Origin of the sequence: Vibrio toranzoniae, assembly GCF_024347655.1 — a bacterium.
GTDB lineage: Bacteria > Pseudomonadota > Gammaproteobacteria > Enterobacterales > Vibrionaceae > Vibrio > Vibrio toranzoniae.
The window spans coordinates 1,240,767-1,265,714 of sequence record NZ_AP025514.1 but is presented as its reverse complement, the minus strand read 5'-3'; the positions used below and the strand labels follow the sequence as shown (position 1 = coordinate 1,265,714).

Here is a 24,948-nt window from a genome sequence, read left to right as displayed (position 1 = left end):
CCAAGGTATTAGTTACTTCTTGCTAGTTACTTCGCAAGATCCCTTCAAGCACATTGAACAGCAAGTCGATCTCTTCAATCGAGTTGTAATGCATACAACCAATACGTACCACGCCCTGCTCTTCGATACCCAACTGCTGCACCAAACCTAGCGCATAGAAGTGTCCGTTCCACACACAGATATTATGCTCACCCAGCTTCTTAGCGATAAACTCTGGAGAGTGGTTATCAAAAGTAATTGCGAACGTTGGGGTTCTCAGGTTCGAATCAAATTCTGTCTTACCATAGAGTTTTGCCCCTTCCAGATCGGACAAACGTTTTAGGAAGTACTCACTAAGCTTGCTTTCATGCTTATTATACAGCGCGTAGCTTTGCTCTAAGCGAGAACGTAATGAGTCGGTTGGTTCACCAAACTGTGCCAAGTAATCCACCGCTGCAATCACACCTGCAAGGCCTTCGAAACTTTGTGTTCCTGTTTCAAAACGGCCTGGGCCAATGTTAGTGGCAGGCTCTACCTTGTAAGGCTTTAAAGTATGTAGCCATTGAGGTGAAATATAAGCAATGCCAACATGCGGGCCGAAGAATTTATAAGCTGAACATGCCAAGAAATCACAATTCAGCTGCTGAACATCGATCAAATGATGTGGAGCGTAATGCACGGCATCAACATAAACCTGCGCACCATGCTGATGTGCAAGCTCGATAACTTTGGCCATATCAACAATTGAGCCAGTGGTGTTCGAAGCAAACGTCACCGCGACAAGCTTGGTTTTCTCATTCAGCAGCGACTCAAAGTGCGCCATGTCTAGGCTGCAATCCGACTCGTCTACACGAGCTTGGCGAACAATCGCGCCTTTGTCGTCTGCCGCTTGCTGCCAGCTTGATACATTCGAGTAATGGTCTAACGCCGTGACGATAACTTCATCGCCCTCTTGCCAATCGCGGCTGATCGCTCGGCTCAGTTGGAAAGTCAGAGATGTCATGTTCGCGCCGAACACAACATTGCCTGAAGATTCAGCGTTGAGTAGCGCTTGTACCGCTTCTCTCGCTTGCTGCATTAAGCCTGTCGTCTTTTGGCTCGAAAAATAGTGGCCGCCTAGGTTTGAATTAAAGTGCCCGAGATATTCAGTCATGGATGCCAAAACATTTTCAGGAACCTGAGAGCCCCCCGGCCCATCAAAAAAGGTCACAGGCTTACCGTTATGGTATTGGCCTAACGCGCTAAACTGCTGGCGCACATCGTTAAGAGTGAAGGACATTGCGCGCATCCTTTGCCGTAAGAACAAACACATCCATATAGCCCATCTCGCCGTGGTCTATGGTACGAATTGGTTGTGCATTATGCCAAAGCTTACTGTCAGCCAGCATTGCCACTTCACCATCGCCTAATACTTTTCTAAAGAATGGCGCTTCATGTGAGTCTTGATACAACATGATTTCACCGCCCACAATGTTATGTCGGTTCACACCGATTAAGGCGATATGATCAAAACCATCTTGGTGAACACCTTCCGGAGCGACCTGAGTTTCTTCAAAGATAGCGGCAATACGGATCTGATGAATTTCAATTTCTTGCCCGTCTTCAAGCCCATTCGTTTCAATAAACAGTTCACACATCTCTTGCATGCCTTCACTGCTTATAATTTTCGCTTCAATCGGCTCAAACTGGCGAACAACATCACCTTGAAAATGGTTAATATCTTCAGACTGAACAAAGTTATGTTTGTTTAGCTCAACGACCTGTCCGTTACGGAATTGAACCACAGAGTACCTTCTCAATCGAAACTGACCATCTGCATGCTCCGTACTTGGAAGCTTAGAGAATGAAGGTGACAGCTCCTCAACCGCGTGGTTACTGAGATGGGTAATATGTAGGGTATTTTCGTGAGCATGTAACATCATCGACTCCTTAATGATTGTTAATCCACATTCGGCATTTAACGTTTTATTTACATAAAGGATACTTAAAGATCTTGCCAAATCAACAATAAACAATCATTTATCCCGTCAAATTTAATAATTCAGATACTGCAACCAAAATAATATTAAAAGACAGTGTATAACACCAGAATAAAAGATGACCAACTCTTAAAATTAGCACACTCCACTAGCTAGTTAAAAATACCTTAAATTTTTTATATGGCGATATTATTAACTAGACTAATAAATTTCACACTCTATTAGCCCTTTCTCTTCAATATGCCAGCCTCCTTACATAAGCTCAGTCCTCACTATCGCCATTATTCATTTCTATATTTTTGCACAGCAAAATACGACCTACCTATCAGATGCCAAGCTACTGACAACTTAGCCTACAAAATAAACAAGTTAATTTACGAGTAAACCAAAATTCACAAGCCTTTTCTTGCGCGTCTGGACAGGGGGAGCTCGGCCTCCCTCAATTGATTTTCTTCCTTTTAAAGAAGCGAGTTAATTGCTTCTTTCAGTATCGAAGGTGTTTGAAGTGGAATATTGCGGATGGATTTTACTCAGTGGTATCTGGCAACCTAAGCATGAAGCGTTTGAACAGACCATTCAAAAGACATTACCTCAGATCAGAAGAAAGGCGATAGCACCTATTTTTAGAAAGGTTCTTTGATGATTATGCAGTTAGTGTAAGACAGAATCGCTTGGTGATCACAAATGTTAGACGTTCTTCGCTAACACGTTTATGCCCCGAAATTAGTTAGAACCTCGGATCTATAAGCATCAACAATACTATTTTAATTTCAAGATACTACTCCTCGTTAATTCTTACCGCTAGAGTAACCTTTGTCTCGAGCAACATTTACAGATATAGGTGTTGTTAAAGTCGTAAGAATAGAAGACGAAAAATACAGCACAGAATAATAACTATTTCACTGTGCTGTTAGTAATAAGGATTTAAAAAATGATATAGCGGTGAGCGTTCTACAAATGCCATACTAAATTTAAGTTAATGCCATCTACGTCCAAACCATCGTTGTCATACCATTTAACCCACTCCAACTGAAGCTCTAAGGGGTTACCTTTATTAAAGGCAGCCCCAATACCGTATTGGAAATCTGAATCAGTATCACTTATATTATTCCCTTGTCCCGTGACTGACGCCTTTAATTGTCCAAAACCTAAAAGACCATAAATATCTAAGTATTTCCAAACTGGTAATACCGCTTTCCCAAATAAACTGAAGCTATGATCTATTTGGATATCAACCCCCAAAGTACTGTCATTAGATATGTTGCCGTAACCCCTAGCTTCAACTGCAAAATTTTCATGAAATCGATAACCACCGACTAGACCTAGCAGACTATTATCGACAGATGTTATACCTCCAATATCAGCGTCTACATATGAGTAACCTAGTCCAATATAACCGTATTCCTCGAATACCCCCTTAGCGTAAGCCGATGAGCTAACGATGAGTAGTATGCCGACAACACAAATTTTAATGTGTTTGTTCATACTTATTATCTCCCTATATTTATTAACACGTTGCAAATAAAGTGTAGTTCATGTGTAACTAATTTCATTTTTACCGATTTAAGCCCTTTCTTTGAGTAATTTCTTTTAAGATCCGGCTGCTACTCTTGCGTACACCAAAACCTTGACGCTTCTTCAAGGTCGGTTTCAAAATAGACAAGAGGAAGGTTGGTTACCGGAATGCAAGTCTAGAGTTAGTGCTCTGGTCGTTGTCGTAATCCCGACTCCAATCCCCCATAAACCTTTGGATTTTTTTACTGTTCTTCCAGCTACGAAAACGTTTGTCTCGATTAAGTTCTAACCTATAACGATTAATTACACTTCTGCCCTTGTTTAACCTTTTATTGCCTCCATATTTTCCATACAATCCTAAGCGATTATAAATAAAAACAAATTCAATTTCGGAGTCCTCATGAGCGACGTAAAGCACTGTAATTTATTGATTCTTGGTTCTGGCCCTGCTGGCTATACAGCTGCAGTTTACGCTGCTCGTGCAAACCTAAACCCAGTACTTGTTACGGGTATGCAGCAAGGTGGTCAGCTTACAACCACGACAGAAGTAGAAAACTGGCCGGGCGATGCTGAAGGTTTAACGGGTCCAGCACTAATGGATCGCATGAAAGAGCACGCAGAGCGCTTTGAAACAGAGATCCTGTTTGACCACATTAACGAAGTCGATCTATCAAACCGACCTTTCCGTCTTAAAGGCGATTCTGGCGAGTACACTTGTGATGCGTTGATCATCTCAACGGGCGCATCGGCTAAGTACCTAGGTTTAGAGTCTGAAGAAGCATTCAAAGGCCGCGGCGTTTCTGCTTGTGCTACGTGTGATGGTTTCTTCTACCGCAACCAGAAAGTAGCGGTTGTCGGTGGTGGTAACACGGCGGTTGAAGAAGCACTTTACCTATCTAACATCGCGTCTGAAGTTCACCTAGTTCACCGTCGTGACACATTCCGCGCTGAAAAGATTCTAGTGAAGCGTTTAATGGACAAAGTAGAGAGCGGTAACATTGTTCTTCACACTGACCGCACGCTAGACGAAGTTCTAGGCGACGACATGGGCGTAACGGGCGTTCGTATTAAAGATACTCAGTCTGACAAGACAGAAGACATCGAAGTAATGGGCGCGTTCATCGCTATCGGTCACCAGCCGAACACTGAAATCTTCAAAGGCCAAGTCGACATGAAAGATGACTACATCATCGTTCAATCTGGTCTGGAAGGTAACGCAACACAAACCAGCATCCCAGGCGTATTCGCTGCAGGTGACGTAATGGACCATAACTACCGCCAAGCAATCACTTCTGCCGGTACGGGTTGTATGGCTGCACTGGATGCTGAACGCTTCCTAGACGGCCTGAACGATAAATAAAATCTGAGATTACAGATTTAAATATCGAAGCTCTCGCCTCAGTGGATGCAGGGCGTCATCACAATTTGTTATAAATCCCTAGAGCCCAGTGGTATATCCACTGGGCTTTCTTTTGTATACTACTGGCCCTCAACGAATAATAATTATCATTAAGCCTTCATAATGGATAAGAAAAAACAACGCAGCTTGAATAAGTGGCTGAAGCAACAAAGTAAGTTAGCAAAACGCTGGCTTATGATTGCGATTAGCCTTGGCGTACTTTCAAGCGTGTTTTTAATTGCTCAAGCAGCTCTTCTCGCCTCTATTCTTCACCAGCTGATCATCGAGAATGTCGATAAATCAGAACTGGTTGGTCATTTTGCTGGCTTGGCACTTTCGGTCGTTGGCCGTGCGGGCTGTACATGGGGTCGTGAAATCGCAGGTTATCGCTGTGGTGAACAGATCCGTGTTTACATTAGGCAGCTCATTCTCGATAAGTTACGCGAACTTGGCCCTGCTTACATTAAAGGTAAGCCTGCAGGTACGTGGGCAACGTTGTTGCTAGAACAAGTTGAAGACATGCAAGACTTCTTCTCTCGTTACTTACCTCAGATGTCTTTGTCGGTAATGATTCCATTCATTATTTTGGTCGTGGTGTTCCCAGTAAACTGGGCAGCTGGCCTTATCTTCTTGCTGACTGCGCCACTGGTGCCGATGTTCATGGCACTTGTAGGTATGAAAGCAGCCGATGCAAACCGTAAAAACTTCAAAGCGCTTCAGCGTCTTTCAGGTCACTTTTACGACCGTTTGCAATCCATGACAACGATTCGTTTGTTTGATCGCACTAGCGCTGAAACAGAAGTATTGAAAGGTGCATCAGAGGTGTTCAGAACCCGCACTATGGATGTATTGAAGATCGCTTTCTTGTCTTCTGCTGTGCTTGAGTTCTTTACGTCTATCTCGATTGCGATGACGGCGGTTTACTTTGGTTTCACTTACATCGGCGAGCTTAACTTCGGCCACTACGGCGTTGGCATTACTCTATTCGCTGGTTTGTTTATCCTTATTTTGGCACCTGAGTTTTACCAGCCTCTACGTGACTTAGGTACTTTCTACCACGCGAAGCAACAAGCGGTGGGTGCTGCCGAGAGTATTGTCGAGTTCCTAGAAACTGACATCACTAAGGTTAAATCAGGTGACACTCAACTAGACCCAACTCAAGACATCAATATTGAGGCTCAAGACCTTAAAGTGTTGAGCCCTGAAGGTGTTCAACTGGTTGGCCCTATCTCGTTTGCACTGAATACTCGCCAATCGACTGCGTTAGTTGGCCCAAGCGGTGCGGGTAAAACAAGTTTGATCAATGCCATTCTTGGTTTCATGCCTTATGAAGGAAGCTTGAAAATCAATGGAGTTGAACTGCGTGACTTAGACTTGGCATCTTGGCGTAAGACGATCAGCTGGGTTGGTCAAAACCCATTGTTGCTGCACGGCAGTATTCGTGACAACGTCACTCTAGGTAAGCAAGATATCACTGACCAAACGGTTCAAAACGCACTAGAGCAATCTTTTGCTAACGAATTTGTAAACGAGCACGGCTTGGATTACATGATTTCTGATCGTTCAGGTGGCCTGTCTGTTGGTCAATCTCAGCGTTTGGCTTTGGCTCGTGCAATGATTCAAGACGGCCAATTCTGGTTGTTAGATGAACCTACTGCCAGTCTAGATACTCGCAGTGAGCAGCTCGTGATGAAAGGCATTAATAGCAACATCGAAAGTCGCTCTGCTCTGCTTGTAACGCACCAACTTGCTCCTCTTCAATCGGTCGATAACATTCTGGTTATGCGCGATGGTGGTCTTGTGGAACAAGGTCATTACTCTCAGCTTTCGACTGCGGGTGGTTTATTCGAAGAGATGCTAAACGCGAACTTAGCTCAACAAGACAATAAGGGTAATTTAGATGCGTGATTTACTGCCTTACCTGAAACTCTATAAAAAGCATTGGTTTGGCCTATCGCTAGGCATGCTATTGGCTTTTGCTACTCTGTCGGCTTCTATCGGCTTGTTAACGCTATCGGGTTGGTTCATTTCAGCTTCTGCGGTTGCAGGCCTGACGATTGCGCGTGAAACCTTCAACTACATGCTACCGGGTGGCGGTGTACGTGGTTTGGCAATGAGCCGTACTGCAGGCCGTTGGGGTGAACGTGTTGTGAGCCACAATGCGACATTCAAACTACTGACTGATCTGCGTATCTTCTTCTTCAAGAAGCTGGCTCCGCTGATCCCAGGTCGTATTTCAAACCTTCGTGACGCCGATCTACTCAACCGCTTGGTTGCCGATGTCGACGCCATGGACCACGTGTACTTGCGCTTAGTAAGCCCAGTGACGGTTGGTGTGTTCGGAATTTTCTTCCTAACTCTATTCCTGATGTGGTTCGATACTTCGCTTGGTTTAATTTTAGGTTCAATCCTTCTCATCATGCTTCTGGTTTGGCCGGTTTTGTTTTACAAGCTGGGGAAACGTAACGGCGGTGAACTGACACAAAACAAAGCAGATCTGCGTGTTACGACACTAGATTGGGTTGAAGGCTGCAGCGAGCTAACTCTGTTTGGTGCTGAAGAGCGTTACCGTAATGCGATTTTAGAAACGCAGCAGAAGCTGATGGCGAATCAGTTTGTGAACGCCAACTTAACCGGTATGGCGTCAGCTGCACTGATGCTATTCAACGGTTTGACGCTTGTTCTTATGCTTTGGCTTGCCGCTGATGGCGTGGGCGGTAATGCACCAGACCCGTTCATCGCACTAATGGCATTCGCAACCATGGCAAGTTTTGAACTGCTGATGCCAATCGCAGGTGCATTCCAGCATTTAGGTCAAACTCTGTCTTCAGCACGTCGCTTGAACGAAGTGATTCTGTCAGAGCCAGAAGTTCAGTTCGCTGAAGAAAAACTCGACATCAGCAAACCGCTTGATATTACGTTCTCAAATGTGACGTTCAACTACCCTGATTCTGAGCGCAGTGTTCTGAACGCTGTCGACCTAACGATCCCGGCAACGAATAAAGTTGCGATTGTGGGTCAAACGGGCTCTGGTAAATCGACTCTGATTCAGCTGCTAACGCGCTACTGGGATCCGAAAAAGGGTTATATCTCAATTGCGGGCATTGAACTGACACACTGGAATGAATCACAACTTCGTGAATCAATCAGCGTGGTCAGCCAACGTGTCGACATCTTGAATGGTACTCTGCGTGACAACTTGTTGATTGCAAGGCCAGAAGCAACCGATGAGCACTTAGCGAACATTCTTAAAGATGTTGGTCTAGAAAAGTTGCTAGAGAATAACGCTCTTGATAGCTGGTTAGGTGATGGTGGTCGTCAACTGTCTGGTGGTGAGAAGCGCCGTATTGGTATCGCACGTGCGATTCTTCATGATGCCCCTATCCTGCTTCTCGATGAGCCAACAGAAGGCTTAGACAAGCAAACAGAGCAAAGTATTATGACAATGTTCGAGAAGCACTTTGAAGGCAAGACGGTTATCTTCATTACGCACCGCTTGATTGGTCTGGAATCCATGGATTCGATCGTTCTGATTGAACAAGGCGAGATTGTAGAAAATGGCTCTCACGAGAAGCTGTTAAACGAAGAAGGACGTTACTTCCAACTACGTCAGGCTATCTCTAGTTAGTCTTCTTTCGTTGCTATAAAGAAAACGATTCCAAGCCCGAGTTTATACTCGGGCTTTTTTATCCATTCGCTCGAACTATCAGTCCCTCGATACACACCAAGTCGGTAACGCCCACTGGAGACTAATGGTAGTACCAATGTCAAACCGACGTTACCAGAACTGCAAGTTGATAACGCGCTATTTATGAGCGCTGAGTTACTCTGATTGGTATAACTCTCTCCTGCGTAAATGCAAAAAAGCCGAATATGATAATCACATTCGGCTTTCAATTTCATTGTAGCGTATTAACGACTAAACGTTACTTTCTTCTACTTTTTAGCTATTCACTTAAAGCTTGAAGCGGCTAATTTCGCTTTCTAGTTCATGAGACAGCTCAGAAAGCTGAGCAGCTTGTTCGGCGGCTTGGTGCGCTTCGTCTGCTAGTTCATTAGATACGTCACGAATTCCTTCGGTATTGCGAGTAATTTCAGATGTTACTGAAGCTTGCTCTTCTGCAGCTGAAGCAATCTGTGTCGCCATATCACTGATACGTTCAACGGCTGCATGAATTTGCGTTAGGCTCGCAGCGGCTGAGTTCGCGTCATCGACACTGGTTTCAGCAAGAGTACGACTATCATTCATGATGTTAACCGCTTTGCCTGTTGTGCCTTGCAGCAGTTCAATAGTCTGTTGAATCTCTTGCGTTGAACCATGTGTACGTTGACTCAACACTCGAACTTCATCCGCTACAACTGCGAAGCCTCTACCCTGCTCACCGGCACGTGCAGCTTCAATAGCAGCATTAAGTGCAAGTAAGTTAGTTTGCTCAGCGATGCCTTGAATGTTAGACAAGATAGTGTTGATGCTATTACCGTGCTCTTCTAGTTCTAGAATCACGTTAGTTGCGATTTGAACTTCTTGAGCAAGGTTTTGGATTGAACTTTGAGTCTGTGTCACTTGACCAGTACCGTGCTCACACGCGCCAACGGCTTCAGATGAGTTCTGGGCGGTGTGGTCGGCGTTACCCGCGATCTCTTGTGTTGCAGCAGCCATTTCGTTAACAGCTGTTGCGACCATATTGATTTCGTCTTGTTGCATTTGGATACGAGAGCTACGCTCTTCAGCTTGAGAAGCCGTTTGACGTGCTTGGTTACCCAATGCAGCAGACACTTCGCTTAGCTTAACAACCATAGTGTGCATGTTGCCCACAAAGCGGTTAAAGTTTTCAGCAAGCTTACCAATCTCATCATCACTCTTAGGCTCAAGTCGTTGAGTAAGGTCACCTTCACCTGATGCAATTTCTTCTAACGCAGCAGAAACACGATTTAAGTCGCGGAAGAGGAAACTCACTAACCAAGAAACCAGTACGATCACAATTAATGTGATCACAACAGCCGTTGTGATCAACTGAGTAAGTAGTGTTGAGTGGTTCGCTTCTTCTGTTGCTTTGTCCATCTGAACCGCAAAGATCCAGTTAGTGTTAGGAACCTTCGTGAAATAAAGAAGCTTCTCAGCACCGCGCTGTGTAAAGCTCTCTATGCTGCCAGTGCGCACAGCATTCTCAATGATAGACATCGAGATATCGCTTGAAAGTTGGCTCACAGGCTTCAAGCTTAACGCTGAATCTGGGTGTGCTAGGAACGTGCCGTCAGAGGCATCAATTAGCATTGCGTATGCGTTGTCACCCACATCCAGGCTGATTACGTCGTTAACCAATTGGTCGATCAGTACGTCTGCGCCGACTACACCAACAAGCTTGCCGTTGTGACGAACAGGCTCTGCAATCGTTACTAAAAGCGCTTTCGTGATCGCATCTTGGTAAGCAGTAGTAATAATTTGTTTGCCAGCCGCGTTTGCTTCTTGGTACCAAGGGCGTTGACGAGGGTCGTAATCTGCACGGTTACGATCAGGATGTGAACGGTACATTCCGCCTTCTGGAGTACCTAAAAAAATATCGTCAAAGCCACCCGCGATACGAGCTTGCTTAAGGAAAGGGACAACATCACTTTCTTGTGAAAACTCATTAAATGCCGAAGCGATATCCTTACGAATAGTTATCCAGTTTTTAATACCTTCAGATGCTGCTTCTGATACGCTTTCTGCTCGTAGATATACGCCATTATGAGTCTGTTCAAATAATTGATTTGCTGATAGCCAAGTCAATGCTGTTGCCATAACGACAACAGCAGATAGGCTAGCGCCTATAAGCTTCTGTTTAAGTGTTATTTTCATTATAAGTTTTCACGAGTGGTGGGAAATCCTGCGCATATTACCCAATATCAGTATTAAATTCGAGCGATTTCACAATTTAATATCGTTATATAATTTAGATAAACCATAAACTTAAATTATGTCAATTCCTTGGCATTTTGCCAAAATAAAGGCGGCACTTTAAGCATGGTTATTTAGAAAGTGTGGGGGGAAGGAGATTTGTTATTAGGTGGTAAACAGTCACAAAAAAAAGCAGGAAAGTTACCTTTCCTGCTTTTCGTATTATCTAATGTTCAACGATGATACAAAAACCATGTATCACTGTGAATCTTAGAAGTTAGCGCTTTTCAGTACGCATACCCATTAGCAAACTCACACACATCAGCAATAGAATGATAGTGAACGGTAATGCAGTTGATATTGCACCTGCTTGCAGAGCTTGAACTGCTTCAGTACCACCAACCCACAATAAAGCTACCGCGATAGCACCTTCGAGGAAAGCCCAGAAGATACGTTGAGGAACTGGAGTATCAACCTTACCACCAGAGGTGATGCTATCGATAACTAAAGAGCCAGAGTCGGATGATGTGATGAAGAACACAAGAACTAATACAATCGCAATGATTGATAGCAGCGTACCAAATGGCAGAGCATCAAACATTTGGAACATTGCTAGTGATACATCTGTCAGACCATCTTGGCCAAGTATGCCAATATTATTTACGATTTGATCAATCGCCATCCCGCCAAACACTGACATCCAAATAATAGTCACAGTGGTAGGAACAATCAGTACAGCTGTAATGAATTCACGAACAGTACGGCCTTTAGAAACACGTGCGATGAACATACCTACGAATGGAGACCATGAAATCCACCAAGCCCAGTAGAATACAGTCCAACCGTGCAGCCACGCTTCATCTTCACGGCCGTGAGGGTTACTCAACGGAATAATGTTTTCGATGTAAGCCATCAATGTAGTTGGTATTGAAGCAAAAGTAACGGCATAACCAATCAGCGCAACCAGAACTAGTAGCATAAAAGCAACTAACATGTTGATATTACTAATTACTTTAACACCGCCATCAATACCACGGACTACAGAAACCACGGCAAGTAAAGTTACGACCGTAATAACAATAACTTGTAGCCCTAGACCAGCTTCAACTCCAAATACATGTTGAATACCACTTGCCGCTTGTTGAGCACCTAAGCCTAGCGATGTAGCCAAACCAAAGAGTGTCGCCAGAACCGCAAGAATATCAACAATGTGACCAGCCCAGCCCCAAGCTCTATCACCTAAAATTGGGTAAAAGATAGAACGAATAGAAAGAGGCAACCCTTTGTTATAAGAGAAAAAAGCAAGTGAAAGTGCCACTACCCCATAGATCGCCCAAGGATGTAGACCCCAGTGATACATGGTTGCACCAAGTGCCAATCGAGCAGCTTCAGGTGTGTTAGCTTCAACACCAAGCGGCGTTTCATACCAACCAGTGAAGTACGCAGCAGGCTCTGCCACGCTCCAAAACATTAAGCCTATACCCATACCTGCAGCGAATAGCATGGAGAGCCAAGAAATAAATGAATAGTCAGCGGTTGCATCAATACCGCCAAGGCGGATTTTACCAAACGGAGAAACTATCAAGCCCAAGCAGAAAATAACAAAAATATTGCCCGACCAAATGAACAACCAATCAAATGAATTGATGATTTGGCCTTTTACACCATCTAGAGCTGCTTTTGCTGATGCAGTATCTGTCAGTAAAATAGCAATCAGAAAAAGAGCAATAAGTCCTGCACTAATACCAAACACAGGGTTGTGAACATCAAACCCCCATTTTTGGACGTTATCTTGACCGACAGTGTAATCCGTACTGTCAATACTGTATTTATCTATACCTTTAGTCATTATCCCTCTCTACAGAATATTACTAATATCCTTTAATTTACCTGTGACTTAATCATAAACTCGAACATACGATCCAAGTAGAACAAGCATGTGGTCACAACAATTCAAATACTTGGATGTTGGAAGTTTAGCAGGTTAACTTATTGTTTTCAGTAAATCAGAATCAGTTCGATTAATTTTCAAACAAAATTCACGTAATTACTCAAATTTATGAAGAAACAAAGGCCGAATACATCGACCTTGTACTCAAAAATACTTTTAGCTCAAAGCACTTTGTTGTTGAACCAATTGATTTTCTGTTCGTAAACCAAGCGTTAAACTTAGACACATGAACAACAATATGAACGCAAATGGTAATGCCATTGATACTGTTCCAGCCTGCAATGCTTGAATTGATTCAGTACCGCCAACCCACAGTAAAACAGCCGCAATAGCACCGCCCATCAACGCCCAAAATACACGCTGTGGAACTGGAGCATCAACTTTCCCCCCTGAGGTAATACTATCAATCACTAGCGAACCTGAGTCTGAAGAAGTAATGAAGAACACCATAATCAAGCCGATTGATACAACAGATAGCGCAGAGCTCATAGGAAGTGCGTCATAAGTGTGGAATAGAGAAAGCGTAATATCTTGTAGGCCATTCACCCCGATCTCACCAACTTTATTTGCCACTTGATCAATAGCGATACCACCAAAGATCGCCATCCAAATAATGATTACCGATGTTGGAATAAATAACACAGCGACCATGAACTCACGAATTGTACGACCTTTAGAGATACGAGCGATAAACATGCCTACAAATGGTGACCAAGATATCCACCATGCCCAATAGAATACTGTCCAAGCTTGCATCCAAGTTTCATCATCACGACCATGTGGATTACTTAGAGGAATAAAGTTTTCTACGTAACCCATTAGTGCCGTTGGTATCGATTTGATGCCCGCCATACCACCTGCAATGGTTACGAAGACCAACACAGCTAAAGCAACCAACATATTGACGTTACTTAGAAGCTTGACACCACCGTTGATACCACGGATAACCGATATCGTCGCCAAAAAGGTAACTACAGCAATAACAATCAACTGCATGCCAATACCACCATTAGTACCAAACACATGGTTAATACCACTGGTAGCTTGCTGTGCCCCTAAACCTAGCGATGTTGCTAAACCAAATAATGTCGCTAATACCGCAACGATATCCACAATGTGGCCAAACCACCCCCAAGTTCTATCCCCTAAGACAGGGTAGAAAACAGAGCGAATTGACAACGGCAATCCTTTATTGAATGTGAAAAAGGCAAGCGCTAACGCGACAATGGCGTAAATAGACCAGCCGTGTAAGCCCCAATTATAGATCGTTGCACCTAATGCAAGTTTTGCCGCTTCAGGAGAATAGGCTTCAACATTCAGTGGGGTTTCATACCAACCCGTGAAATAAGCAACAGGTTCTGCAACACCCCAGAACAATAAACCAATCCCCATACCCGCAGCGAATAACATCGACATCCAAGAAAGGCTAGAGTGCTCTGCTTTGGCATCATTGCCACCTAGGCGGATGTTGCCATAAGGGGATACAATGAGGGCAAAACAGAAAATTAAGAAGATATTTGCAGCCCACATGAACAAACCATCGAAGTTACCGATGACCTGCCATTTAATTCCATCAAGTGCGGCTTTAGCGGTTTCTGGATCTGCCACCAGAAGAGCAATCAGGAAAATGATGATCGCTCCTGCACTGATTCCAAATACAGGGTTATGAACATCAAAACCCCATTTCTGAATGTTATCTTGTCCAACTGTATAATCGGTATTTTCAATACTATACCTATCTTTTACAGGCTTCATGTTTCCTCTCTAATTTGTAGCGCACAATTTGCAACATTGCATTCGGCGCTTACATTTTGAAAAAAATAATATCAACCTATCACAAAAATACTAAAAAAACCTCTAAAAAGTTGGCCTAAATGGCAAAGTTAGTAATTAAATTACACTTTTAATGTGAATTAGCGTAAGATCACTCTACAAGACCAGAATTAACAGCATACTTAGCCAACTCCGCAGTTGAGTGAATATCCAGCTTATGCTTAATATTTTGCCTATGGGTTTCGACTGTTCTATAACTGATATTCAGTGTCTTCGCGACTTCTTTACTACTCTCCCCTTTCGCTACCAATTTCAACACCGCTTCTTCACGTCTGCTCAATGGATTCTTTACCGATTGTGGTGGGGTAATCGGCTGAGTAAATAGGTTTTGCGTCACTTTTTCGCAAAAATAAGTCGACCCTTGATTCACCGTTTTGATCGCTTGAACCATCTTTTCTGCGGAAATCTCTTTCAACATATATCCAACCGCTCCTGACTGCATCACTTTCATGATGTATTCACGGTTGTTATGCATGGTCAACATCAGTACTTTCGCTTCAGAGTCCTCTTCTTTGATCTGGTTAGTCGCGTCAATACCATTCATGATGGGCATACTGATGTCCATTAACACAACGTCAGGACGAAGAGTTTTAACTATTTCTACCGCTTCTAAACCATTGCTAGCAGTACCTATCACGCTAATCTCTGACTCAAGCTCCAACCTCGCCATAAAGCCATCCAGTACCACTTGGTGATCGTCAGCGATCACAACTCGAATAACTTCACTCATTCACTAATCCCTCTAGTGTCAACAACACTGTAATTTCCGTTCCAAAGCCAATCTCGCTCATCAATTCAAAATCACCACCAATGAACTCCACTCGCTCTCTCATATTGCGTAGCCCAATCCCTCGTTTTTCCATCGCTTTATAAGTATTAAAACCCACACCGTTATCTTGAATCAGCAATTGCAATACATTGCCGATTTGTTGTGCAATAACCGTTACCTTGGTCGCTTTTGCGTGCTTCTCTATATTATTCAATGACTCTTGCACAACTCGATACAAGGTCGTTGCGACCTCCGATTTCAATTTTCCAGGATTGGTTTTAAATAAAGTATCAACTTCAATGCCAGAGTGAGCCTGAAAATCTAAGAGTAATGACGATAAAGCCGCTTCCAAGCCAATATCATCCAGAGAGCTAGGGCGAAGCTGGTGAGAAATATGCCTGACCTCCTCAATTGCTCTCATTAATGAGTGCTGAGACTTATTCAAATGGGACTTCAGATCTTCACTTTGTAACTTATAACCTAACAACTCCAAATGACAACGACTTGAGACTAGTAGCTGGTTAATACCATCATGTAGTTCACGAGCTAAGTGTTTCTTTTCATCTTCTTGAAACATTACCGTTTTATGGGCAAGTTCCTTTAAATTGTTATCGGCAATACGGTGTTCATGCATGTTAATGGCTAATGTAAGCACAATGATGACCGCCACTGTCACACTAATAATTACAACGATAGAAAAGAACGTGGTTTCAATATTTTTGTTGATCGCATCCTGCATTGAAGCTACTTCCTGATGCACGTCTTCAATATACAAGCCCGTGCCAATCATCCACCCCCATCGTTCTAACCAAGCAGCATAACTCAACTTCGGAACGACCTCTCTCGTTGATGGTTTTTGCCACAAATACTGGTGAAACCCGCCACCCGTTTGAGCCTCTTTCAGCAGGGCCTCTATAAGAAAGTCACCATCTTCATCTTGCAGTTGAAGTAAGTTTTTCCCTATCAATTCAGGCTGTATTGGATGGACTAAATTGGTTCCATGACGATCGTATGCGAAAAAATACCCATCGGACCCATATCTAAGTTTAGATAATATACTCCGAACCTCAGTCTTGGCGTGTGCTTCTTGGATCTCTGGGTCGTTGTAGATGTGCTCGATGGCATCAAATGCGAGATCGACCGTATCTTTGAGGGCGTTTTCACGAGATTTAATTAAGCTGTCTCTGAAGATCTCGACCTCTTTCGCACCCAACGTTTTGGTTTGGTGTAACGAGATCCAACTTATGCTCGCCGTTACCAGCAGCAACGGGAGTAACGTCAGCAAAATCAGCTTAGCTTTAAGAGGCATTCCTTTCCCTCACAAAAAACGGCTTACTGAATACCAATAAGCCGTTTTACTTTACCAATTTATAGATAGCCGTTGAAACATATCATTCACATTCTAGGCTTCACTCACATTCCATAGAAAGATGGGAAAGCGAGAAGTGATCCAAGTACGATGATTTGAATCAGAATGAACGGCATCACACCTCGGTAGATATCCTTGGTAGTGATTCCTTTCGGTGAAACTCCCTTCAAATAGAACAAACTGAAGCCAAATGGCGGCGTTAGGAATGAAGTTTGTAGGTTCATTGCGATAAGGATAGCGAACCAAGTCATGTTGATGCCCATCAATTCAGCCACTGGCGCTATGATCGGGACGATGATGAAACAGATCTCTACAAAGTCGATGAAGAAACCCAAAATCAAAATAACCAACATGGTGATGATTAAGAAGCCCCACTTTTCACCTGGCAGTTGCAGCATCCACTCTTCGACCAGATAGTCGCCACCGGTATAAGTAAACGCCATCGAAAATGCAGTGGCACCAAGCAAGATAGCAAAGACCATTGCGGTAACCTTCACAGTCTCTTTAGACGCAGCAAATACCATCGACCAACTAAACTGACCGTATAACAGTGCGAGAACCAATGCACCGGCACCACCCAACGCTGCCGATTCAGTTGGCGTTGCCACACCTGCAAAGATAGATCCCAATACCACAATGATGAGCGCTAGAGGTGGGAGAATCGCTTTAAGCGCATTAAACACTTCTTTCTTGCGGCTGATCGAGTCATCGCGCTCGATTGGCTGAGCCGACTCAGGGTTTAGCTTTGCGTATATCAATATGTACACGATATAAGCACCGACTAACATCACGCCCGGCCAAATCGCCGCTTGGAACAAATCGCCAACTGGCACACCCAGTACATCACCCAATAGAATGAGAACTATCGATGGTGGAATGATTTGCCCAAGCGTGCCAGAAGCACAAATGGTGCCGCAGGCTAAGCCTTTGTCGTAGTTGTACTTGAGCATAACTGGTAAAGAGATAAGCCCCATGGCAACCACCGAGGCCCCTACTACGCCCGTTGAAGCGGCAAGTAACGATCCCACGAGTACGGTCGAGATAGCAATACCACCTCGAACACCACCAAACAGTCGACCCATTGACTCAAGTAACTGCTCAGCAAGCTTGGTCTTTTGTAGAACAAGCCCCATAAAAACGAACAAGGGAACGGCCATCAGCACCGTATTTTCCATGATCGATTGAATTCGATATGGCATGAAGGCGAACATTTCGATGCCCTCAGCCCAAACACCAAAGATTAACGCGATACCACCAAAGGTAAATGCTACTGGGAAGCCAAGTAGAAGTGCAAACAAGGCGACAAAAAACATTACTATTCCAATCATGTTCAGCCTCTACTTGTTCTTTGCATGAATATTATTTGCATGGATAAGGTGCGGATTAAAAATCTTGTTCAATGAATGCAGGATCAAACCGACGCCACTGAGTGCCATTAAGAAGAATGACAGCGGGATCATAGCTTTAATGATCCAGCGATACGGCAGACCGCCGGGATCGCCTGAGGTCTCACCTAATTCATAACTCTCTTTAGCAACATCAATACCAAACCAAGCAACCAATAAACAGAAAGGCATCAAAAAGATAAATGTGCCAAGTAAATCAATAATTGCCTGGGCTTTAAAACTCAATTGTTCATAGAACACATCCACTCGCACATGACCACCAGCCTTGATGGCATAAGGAACACCTAATAAGAAAACGGCTGAGAATAGGTGCCATTCCATCTCTTGGAAGGCGATAGAGACATCGTTGAAGGCATATCTCATGACAACGTCATACACGACGTTGGCGATAAGTAAAATAAACAACATACTGGAAAGCCATCCCAGTGCATCACCGATACGATTAAATAGGCGTTCAATATAAATTAGACTTCGCATTCCCGACTCCATGGAATTTGAAAAGACATCGCTCAGCGGGCTAACAAGCTGTTCGATGTAGAAAGGATTCTTGGGCGTATTACAGGATTTATCCCGCTTAATTATTATGGTTAAAATGAACCCACCGCTTAGTCACTCTTAGTTACCTAACAAGAAAAACTTTGGGTTCATTTAGCTTTAGTTCAACAGCTGTCGATTATTTCGCTTGGCTATTAAGGTAAGCTCTGTGTGAAATATCCGTCCACGAGCGAACCTGCTCTAGGTAACTAGCTTGTGAAGCTTGAATTTCTTTTGCCAATGCATCTTTCTCAGCGTGCTTAGCAAGTAGGCGATCGTTCGCTTCTTTCAATGCAGACATTACTTCTGGTGGGAAATCTTTCACTTGTACATCTGGGTATTCTGTCTTCATTGAAACCCAGTTCTTGCCACTTTCATGTGTAGCTTGCGTGTACATGTCGTAAGCCGCGGTGCGCATTGAAACACGTAAGATTTCTTGTAGGTCTTCAGGAAGCTTGTTCCAAGTGCGTTTGTTTACTAGGAATTGAAGCTCAGAACCCGGCTCATGCCAACCTGTGTAGTAGTACGGCGCGATCTTGTGAAAACCCATTCGTAAATCAAGTGATGGACCAACCCACTCTAGTGCATCAATTGTGCGACGCTCTAGCGACGTGTAAAGCTCTCCTGGGGCAATATTGGTAGGTTTAGCGCCTAGCTCTGCTAGAATCTCACCGGCAAAGCCTGGGATGCGCATTTTCAGACCTTGTAGATCTTCGACACTGTTGATCTCTTTTTGAAACCAACCGCCCATTTGAACATCAGTATTACCGCCGGGAAATGACATCAAGTTGTGTGGAGAGTAAACCTGCTCCATCAACTCCATACCACCACCGTGATAGAACCACGCGTATTGCTCTGCTGGGGTCATACCAAAAGGCATAGAAGTGAAGTAAAGAGTATTTGGAACTTTACCTTTCCAGTAATAAGAGCCTGAGTGACCCATATCGTATTGACCAGACTTAACCATGTCAAAAACGCCAAGTGGTGCTTTGTGTTTGTTCGCTGAATCGATTCTGATTTGCAGTCGGCCATTCGACATTTTCTCAGCCATCGCAGCCATGTTCTTGGTCGCGTCACCGAATACAGGGAAGTTTGGTCCCCATGTTTCAGCAAGCTTCAAGCGATAAACCTTATCAGCAGCAGTTGCACCGGTAGCGACCAAAGCTAAACAAGCCGCTGCAGTTACCGCAACGTTTTTAAAAACTCGTGTGAGGGAGTTAGAAATGAGACTCATGTTCACGTCCTTTTGTTGGGTTAATACTCTTTCTTTGAGTATTTTTTGTGATTCAACATAAGAGTGCACCTTGATGAGGCAACTAGATATCAGGGAGAGCACGCACCACGGACTCACACAAACTGCGTATTAGACCAAAGGATTACGTAGAACTACGTAGGAGATCATTGAGAGATGTCGATTTTAAAGGACTCACTTTATTCACGAGAAGAGTGCTTATTGATAAATACTTAAGTAGATCTATTGAGCCGAAATTAACAATTGATTCCCATTGCGTGATAAGAATCAATTCGTTGCTACATTCTGGGGATATCAACCAGCGATTTATCACTACAGACGCCCTACTTTAATACTTGCTAATAAAGCGCATGAACGTCAGACAAGGGAATCATTTTCGAAGAGCAAAAGATGAGATGTGAAGCTGTAAAACTGAGTTTGGCACGATTCTTCAGATACAAAAAAGCCTCGATGATCGAGGCTTAAAAACTTAACGAAGCGAATATAATCCTAAGGGATCAGATAGCTTTGTAGATAACCTTGTTACCTGCTAGCTGTTCTTTCGCTACTAGGTTTTCTTCAAGAAGTTTTTTCAATGCGCCTGTTGCCCATGAAGCTGCTTTCGCGTCTTCTTGACCAGCTTTTAGACCGATACCTTTAGGGTTAATGCCATCAGCATTGCTAACAACGATATCTAGAACTTGTTGTTGCTTAGGAGTCAGTGCGACAGCGACGTCTTTAGTTGCTGCTACTGTTTTCTCTACCGCTGGTTTTGATGCTACAGGTTTTTCTGCTACCACTTTCTCTGCGACAGGCTTCGCTGTTTTAGGCGTTGCCACTGCGTTTACTACAGCCGCTTTAATGCGTTTCTGCAGTTTAGCCTGCACCTTACGCTTATGAGCAAGTCTCATTGAATATTTCTCCAGTTCACTGCTCTTATCGCAGTGGTGAAAATTTGAAGCGCGATTTATACCAAAAAACAGGAACTATTTGTAGAGTGAAGCGTCGAAAGTCGACGAAAAATACCGATATTGTCTACTAGAGTCTATTATTTAAACATCGACTTATTAATTCAGGGTCATATATACTGGTTATCCATCCAGACAAAAATATGAAAACTTGGTGTTGCCTATGGACACTCGTCACCTTACAAATTTATCTTTACCTTCATTCACACGCTCGTACCGAATTATCGCTGTTACCTTGGGTTTCATTTGCTTAATCGTTGCTCTATACAGCGATAATGCAAAGCTACTAATCGTCGGCGCATTTTGTATTATTGTTCTTCTGGGGACTGGGTATTATTTAATGCTGCGAAGTAGAGTGATGCTTACACTCACTCCAACTCATTTTCAGCAACACTTTTATAAAGGTGGTTGGGTTTTACAATGGCGCAACATTCAAAAAATTGGCCTTTGTACTTATGAACAAGAAGGGTGGCACCAACCTTTACCTTGGGTCGGTATTAAGATTAAGGATTACTCGCCCTATCTTGACTCTATCTGCCCAAAGATCACTTGTGAGTTATTACTGAGCCAACGAGCACTTTTGTACCTAGGAGCTAAACAAGCGGGTAAAGAGTCAAACTTTGAGGATATAGTGCTCGACTCATCGCATTACCACACTCGCTGTACTGAAAATGGTTGTGTTGAACTGAGCCAATATAAAGAATCACAAAATACTGACGAAGTTAGCTTCAGCGATAGCCAAACACAGACTAGCTCTGATTCATCCAATGAACCGAAGAATCAAAACACAGTCATTAAAAACTATTCTGGGTTACAGGCAATGCTTGCGAATAGGATGAAGTACCAAAGAAGTTTCCACGGTTATGATATTTTCATATCAACTCAAGATTTGGATATGAGTGGAGAAGAGTTTATTGGATTAGCTCGACGCTACTTGGCTGCCGCTGAGCGGCTTTCTGATTAAAGTGAACACGTTTGAGATTAAAACAAACACGTAATAAAAAAGCTTAGCTTTCAAAAAACTAAGCTTCCTTTTCAATCAATCGAACAGCACGAATAATCGACTGTCAATCAAAGACTTAATTAGTATAGAGGCATTTCATCCGCGACGAACGGATTAGATGCGCGCTCACGACCAAATGTAGATTCAGGGCCATGACCTGGAACAAATGTTACGTCATTGCCTAACGGCCAAAGCTTAGTTTTGATTGAAGCAATCAGCGTGTTGAAATCCCCTTGAGGGAAATCAGTACGGCCAATCGCACCGTTAAACAACACATCACCAACGAATGCTAGACGAGCTTGCTCACTGAACAGTACAACGTGGCCAGGTGTGTGGCCCGGAGTGTGGAACACATCGATAACTTGGTGACCAAAAGTCACTTTGTCACCCTCATCTAGCCAAGTATTTGGTTCAAAGGCTTTACACAGAGGGAAACCAAACATCTGGCTTTGATTCTCTAGGCCTTGAAGCCAAAAATTATCTGCCTTGTGTGGACCAACAATATTAACCTTCAAGATCTCAGCAAGGGGTACAGTGCCGCCGACATGATCTAAGTGACCGTGCGTCAATACCAAGTTCACCACCTTAACACCTAGTTCTTCGATGATAGCCGCTAATTGTTGAACATCACCGCCCGGATCGACGACGATGCCTTCCATGGTTTCATCACACCATACAATCGAGCAGTTTTGAGAAAAAGAGGTAACAGGTACAACTTGATACTTAAGAGACATATACAAACCTTAGAGGGCAAACTGAAATTTGGGCAAACTATGACATTGGATGTCTACTTTGACAAGTGTCTACCGTATCGCTCTTCCACTAAGCTTAGCTCTACCAGCTGCGTACTGGACCAGTATCAATATGGATAAAGTTGCTACGCGCATAATAACCCACACCACCTGCATTTAAGCTTTTAGCTACGTCTCTCAACTCTTTCAAATCCACACCATCAATACGAAAATCGATCGCTTTGCCTAACATGTGGTAGCTCTTCTTCGCCACACCACTCGACTTAGAACGTAACGCTTCATTCGTCGCTGGAGAGCGGTAGCCAGAAATAATTTGAACTTCTTTTTGAATACCTAGGACATTTTGAATCTGAGTTATTTGATCAAATAGATTCTTATCCATTGGGTGAATCTCGTTTCGGCGGAAATCACGACATAATTTGCTTAGGCGAGCCATCTCATCACCAACATAATTAGTGCCATCGAAATAACAAGTTTCTAATCTCTCACCGGTGTGAAGGTTATTCATACTAATCGTTCTTGGTCGATCTGGGTACGAAGCAAAAGCAATAGAAGGAGTGATTGAAGCTATAACAGCAGTACCACCAGCGTAAGCCAAAAACTGACGGCGAGAAAATAAACTTTGAGACATACAGCAAGAAAATCCAATTATATCGAACAAAAAACGCACGATACATAATGAAAATTGTTGCGTCAACGTACAAAAACGCACCAAAAGGCCAGTAACTCTAACCTTTTAAACGTTAGTTATTGATACACATTATAATTTTATCAATAGAATCGACGTTGTCATTTTTTGGTCAATATCGCCTTTTCTAATCAGATTTGAATCAACCGCCCTCTTTGTCGTATTGATAGATGTCACTACGGTATTGGATCCCCTCCTCTTCAAACAACACGGTTTGATAGATGATATGTACCGGAATCCTCTTTCTGAGACGAACCTTAGTGTTAGGAGCAAGCTCATAGCTCTGATTGGGAACTTTTCTTACCTTAGTTGCAAACAACAACTTTGCTAGTTGTTCCGCATACTCGACACGTATACAGCCTGAGCTATAGGCACGGGAGTCACTATTGAACAGGCTTTTACTTGGCGTATCGTGCAAATAGATCGCTCGTTTATTAGGAGTATTAAATTTATACAAACCTAATGCATTACTCGATCCAGCCTGTTGACGCATGCGATATGGAAACGAGTTAAAATTGATGGTCTGCCAATCGATCTCTGTGGTATCGACCGTCTCCATAGTGCGCCAACCGTCAATCACTTGGAAGTTGTGCGTTTCTAGGTAGCTTTCATCCGCTTTTACCTTGGGCAGGATGTCTTTCACCATGATTTTCCATGGCACATTCCAAGTCGGGTTTAGGATGACCGAATCTAGGTTTATCTCTAAAAGTGGTGTTTTTCGCGACTTTCTGCCTACGACGACTTTGGACTCAAACACCTCTTCGCCACCCTCCCAATACTTCATATCAAAGCTCGGAACATTCACCACAATGAGAGAGTCTCTATTTCTTGGCCACAAGCGAACGCGTTCTGCATTTAAGGCTAACGCATTCAATCGATCATCGAAGCCCATGTTTATCCACTTGATCGTATTAGGCCCGATAATTCCATCGGCTGTCAGGCCATGCATGTGTTGAAACAACTTAACCGCGCTTTCTAAGTCGTGATCAAACTTGGGAAAATCGACAGCAATCATTGATGTGTCGACACCCACTAAAGCTATGCGCTCCACGAGAACGGTTTTGTTTGAAATCAAGTCCCCCAACCGTTTCAAACCCTTTTGTTTATATCGATCAATAGAGAGTTCAGAAGCAGTTTTTAGGACAGAGTAAGTCGCCTTAAATTGATCGAAGTTACCAACAGGAGGCGCGTAAGACAGCACCATTTCTAACAAATAATCATCGGCTACACTGCTTTTTAATCTCATAAGAATATGAGGGGAAGGCGCTGGCAGCTTAGAATGCAATTTACCTGAAAAGTACCACGCCTTACCGGCTAGTGGCGCGTTTTCAACGTAGCTTAAGTAATAGATAAAGGTGTCGGTGAGTAAGATGTCTAACTCTTGCCATTGACCTCGAGATTGATATTGACGGATTTGCTTAAGTTGTCGATCAAAAAGGGGGGCCATTTGCGCTTGCTCTAAAAGCGACAGCTGAAATTCAAACGCTTTAACAAGTTCAGGTGAATCCCAAAGAATAGGAAGAGAAGAGTCTTGATAAATACTTTGGGTGAGTTCTGGATAAATCAGCATAAAAGAGAGCTCTGAATCAGCCGGTATAAATCGACTCTCGTCAGAACTCGTATAGCTCCATGCATGCACAGAAACTAACGCCAACAATCCACAGAAGTATTTCGCGAACATGCTTCACTCCATT

At 43.4% G+C, this 24,948-nt stretch carries 19 protein-coding genes; 4 read left to right on the top strand and 15 right to left on the bottom strand.

What is annotated here, in order from left to right; genetic code table 11:
- Nucleotides 1-22: 22 nt before the first annotated feature.
- The 3 genes from OCU50_RS05615 to OCU50_RS05605 form a co-directional block, all read right to left on the bottom strand.
- Nucleotides 23-1,258: a cysteine desulfurase-like protein gene (locus OCU50_RS05615; protein WP_060467515.1), complete on the bottom strand. Its 1,236-nt coding sequence runs from the start codon at nt 1,256-1,258 to the stop codon at nt 23-25.
- The gene (locus OCU50_RS05610; RefSeq protein WP_201023942.1) at nt 1,242-1,901 is read right to left on the bottom strand and encodes a 2OG-Fe dioxygenase family protein; all 660 of its coding nucleotides are present in this window, start codon (nt 1,899-1,901) and stop codon (nt 1,242-1,244) included. Before OCU50_RS05610 ends, OCU50_RS05615 begins: the two co-directional genes overlap by 17 nt.
- A gap of 1,008 nt (nt 1,902-2,909) precedes the next feature.
- Nucleotides 2,910-3,443 (bottom strand): porin family protein, encoded by a 534-nt coding sequence (locus tag OCU50_RS05605; RefSeq protein ID WP_060467513.1) that lies wholly within the window; start codon nt 3,441-3,443, stop codon nt 2,910-2,912.
- A 430-nt stretch (nt 3,444-3,873) separates the two neighbouring features.
- Here OCU50_RS05605 and trxB point away from each other — a divergent pair, with 430 nt between their 5' ends.
- From trxB to cydC, 3 genes are all read left to right on the top strand, one after another.
- A complete protein-coding gene (trxB, locus tag OCU50_RS05600) occupies nt 3,874-4,833 on the top strand; it encodes a thioredoxin-disulfide reductase (protein WP_060467512.1) in 960 nt (319 codons plus the stop codon).
- Between the two features lie 162 nt (nt 4,834-4,995).
- Nucleotides 4,996-6,780 (top strand): heme ABC transporter permease/ATP-binding protein CydD, encoded by a 1,785-nt coding sequence (gene cydD, locus OCU50_RS05595; RefSeq protein WP_060467511.1) that lies wholly within the window; start codon nt 4,996-4,998, stop codon nt 6,778-6,780.
- Nucleotides 6,773-8,500, top strand: a complete 1,728-nt coding sequence (gene cydC / locus OCU50_RS05590) for a heme ABC transporter ATP-binding protein/permease CydC (RefSeq protein ID WP_060467510.1) — start codon at nt 6,773-6,775, stop codon at nt 8,498-8,500. Before cydD ends, cydC begins: the two co-directional genes overlap by 8 nt.
- A 327-nt stretch (nt 8,501-8,827) precedes the next feature.
- Here cydC and OCU50_RS05585 read toward each other — a convergent pair whose 3' ends face one another.
- From OCU50_RS05585 to OCU50_RS05545, 9 genes are all read right to left on the bottom strand, one after another.
- Entirely contained in the window at nt 8,828-10,711 is a 1,884-nt protein-coding gene (locus tag OCU50_RS05585) for a methyl-accepting chemotaxis protein (RefSeq protein ID WP_060467509.1), read from the bottom strand.
- Nucleotides 10,712-11,027: 316 nt separating this feature from the next.
- Entirely contained in the window at nt 11,028-12,599 is a 1,572-nt protein-coding gene (locus OCU50_RS05580; RefSeq protein ID WP_060467508.1) for a BCCT family transporter, read from the bottom strand.
- Nucleotides 12,600-12,857: 258 nt separating this feature from the next.
- Complete coding sequence (locus tag OCU50_RS05575; protein WP_060467507.1) at nt 12,858-14,456, bottom strand: BCCT family transporter; 1,599 nt, start codon at nt 14,454-14,456, stop codon at nt 12,858-12,860.
- Between the two features lie 169 nt (nt 14,457-14,625).
- The gene (locus tag OCU50_RS05570) at nt 14,626-15,264 is read right to left on the bottom strand and encodes a response regulator transcription factor (protein WP_060467506.1); all 639 of its coding nucleotides are present in this window, start codon (nt 15,262-15,264) and stop codon (nt 14,626-14,628) included.
- Complete coding sequence (locus OCU50_RS05565) at nt 15,257-16,612, bottom strand: cache domain-containing protein (RefSeq protein ID WP_060467505.1); 1,356 nt, start codon at nt 16,610-16,612, stop codon at nt 15,257-15,259. The genes OCU50_RS05570 and OCU50_RS05565 overlap by 8 nt, the downstream gene beginning before the upstream one ends.
- A 104-nt stretch (nt 16,613-16,716) precedes the next feature.
- Nucleotides 16,717-18,000, bottom strand: a complete 1,284-nt coding sequence (locus tag OCU50_RS05560) for a TRAP transporter large permease (protein WP_060467504.1) — start codon at nt 17,998-18,000, stop codon at nt 16,717-16,719.
- Nucleotides 18,001-18,009: 9 nt separating this feature from the next.
- On the bottom strand, nt 18,010-18,555 hold the full coding sequence (locus OCU50_RS05555) for a TRAP transporter small permease subunit (RefSeq protein ID WP_060467503.1): 546 nt from the start codon (nt 18,553-18,555) through the stop codon (nt 18,010-18,012).
- Between the two features lie 196 nt (nt 18,556-18,751).
- Complete coding sequence (locus OCU50_RS05550; protein ID WP_370736473.1) at nt 18,752-19,852, bottom strand: TRAP transporter substrate-binding protein; 1,101 nt, start codon at nt 19,850-19,852, stop codon at nt 18,752-18,754.
- Between the two features lie 509 nt (nt 19,853-20,361).
- Nucleotides 20,362-20,754, bottom strand: a complete 393-nt coding sequence (locus OCU50_RS05545; RefSeq protein ID WP_060467501.1) for a hypothetical protein — start codon at nt 20,752-20,754, stop codon at nt 20,362-20,364.
- A gap of 220 nt (nt 20,755-20,974) precedes the next feature.
- Between OCU50_RS05545 and OCU50_RS05540 the strand changes: the two genes are divergently transcribed.
- Complete coding sequence (locus OCU50_RS05540) at nt 20,975-21,775, top strand: DUF2982 domain-containing protein (protein ID WP_060467500.1); 801 nt, start codon at nt 20,975-20,977, stop codon at nt 21,773-21,775.
- Between the two features lie 119 nt (nt 21,776-21,894).
- Here OCU50_RS05540 and OCU50_RS05535 read toward each other — a convergent pair whose 3' ends face one another.
- The 3 genes from OCU50_RS05535 to OCU50_RS05525 form a co-directional block, all read right to left on the bottom strand.
- Complete coding sequence (locus OCU50_RS05535; RefSeq protein WP_060467499.1) at nt 21,895-22,548, bottom strand: MBL fold metallo-hydrolase; 654 nt, start codon at nt 22,546-22,548, stop codon at nt 21,895-21,897.
- Nucleotides 22,549-22,648: 100 nt separating this feature from the next.
- Nucleotides 22,649-23,197 (bottom strand): peptidoglycan L,D-endopeptidase MepK, encoded by a 549-nt coding sequence (gene mepK, locus OCU50_RS05530; protein WP_060467498.1) that lies wholly within the window; start codon nt 23,195-23,197, stop codon nt 22,649-22,651.
- A 199-nt stretch (nt 23,198-23,396) separates the two neighbouring features.
- Nucleotides 23,397-24,935 (bottom strand): L,D-transpeptidase family protein, encoded by a 1,539-nt coding sequence (locus tag OCU50_RS05525; RefSeq protein ID WP_060467497.1) that lies wholly within the window; start codon nt 24,933-24,935, stop codon nt 23,397-23,399.
- Between the last annotated feature and the right edge of the window lie 13 nt (nt 24,936-24,948).

What these genes read in the sequence shown, in the direction of transcription:
- OCU50_RS05615 (WP_060467515.1), bottom strand. Translation starts at nt 1,258, where the DNA reads ATGTCCTTCACTCTTAACGATGTGCGCCAGCAGTTTAGCGCGTTAGGC.
- OCU50_RS05610 (WP_201023942.1), bottom strand. Translation starts at nt 1,901, where the DNA reads ATGATGTTACATGCTCACGAAAATACCCTACATATTACCCATCTCAGT.
- OCU50_RS05605 (WP_060467513.1), bottom strand. Translation starts at nt 3,443, where the DNA reads ATGAACAAACACATTAAAATTTGTGTTGTCGGCATACTACTCATCGTT.
- trxB (WP_060467512.1), top strand. Translation starts at nt 3,874, where the DNA reads ATGAGCGACGTAAAGCACTGTAATTTATTGATTCTTGGTTCTGGCCCT.
- cydD (WP_060467511.1), top strand. Translation starts at nt 4,996, where the DNA reads ATGGATAAGAAAAAACAACGCAGCTTGAATAAGTGGCTGAAGCAACAA.
- cydC (WP_060467510.1), top strand. Translation starts at nt 6,773, where the DNA reads ATGCGTGATTTACTGCCTTACCTGAAACTCTATAAAAAGCATTGGTTT.
- OCU50_RS05585 (WP_060467509.1), bottom strand. Translation starts at nt 10,711, where the DNA reads ATGAAAATAACACTTAAACAGAAGCTTATAGGCGCTAGCCTATCTGCT.
- OCU50_RS05580 (WP_060467508.1), bottom strand. Translation starts at nt 12,599, where the DNA reads ATGACTAAAGGTATAGATAAATACAGTATTGACAGTACGGATTACACT.
- OCU50_RS05575 (WP_060467507.1), bottom strand. Translation starts at nt 14,456, where the DNA reads ATGAAGCCTGTAAAAGATAGGTATAGTATTGAAAATACCGATTATACA.
- OCU50_RS05570 (WP_060467506.1), bottom strand. Translation starts at nt 15,264, where the DNA reads ATGAGTGAAGTTATTCGAGTTGTGATCGCTGACGATCACCAAGTGGTA.
- OCU50_RS05565 (WP_060467505.1), bottom strand. Translation starts at nt 16,612, where the DNA reads ATGCCTCTTAAAGCTAAGCTGATTTTGCTGACGTTACTCCCGTTGCTG.
- OCU50_RS05560 (WP_060467504.1), bottom strand. Translation starts at nt 18,000, where the DNA reads ATGATTGGAATAGTAATGTTTTTTGTCGCCTTGTTTGCACTTCTACTT.
- OCU50_RS05555 (WP_060467503.1), bottom strand. Translation starts at nt 18,555, where the DNA reads ATGCGAAGTCTAATTTATATTGAACGCCTATTTAATCGTATCGGTGAT.
- OCU50_RS05545 (WP_060467501.1), bottom strand. Translation starts at nt 20,754, where the DNA reads ATGAGACTTGCTCATAAGCGTAAGGTGCAGGCTAAACTGCAGAAACGC.
- OCU50_RS05540 (WP_060467500.1), top strand. Translation starts at nt 20,975, where the DNA reads ATGGACACTCGTCACCTTACAAATTTATCTTTACCTTCATTCACACGC.
- OCU50_RS05535 (WP_060467499.1), bottom strand. Translation starts at nt 22,548, where the DNA reads ATGTCTCTTAAGTATCAAGTTGTACCTGTTACCTCTTTTTCTCAAAAC.
- mepK (WP_060467498.1), bottom strand. Translation starts at nt 23,197, where the DNA reads ATGTCTCAAAGTTTATTTTCTCGCCGTCAGTTTTTGGCTTACGCTGGT.
- OCU50_RS05525 (WP_060467497.1), bottom strand. Translation starts at nt 24,935, where the DNA reads ATGTTCGCGAAATACTTCTGTGGATTGTTGGCGTTAGTTTCTGTGCAT.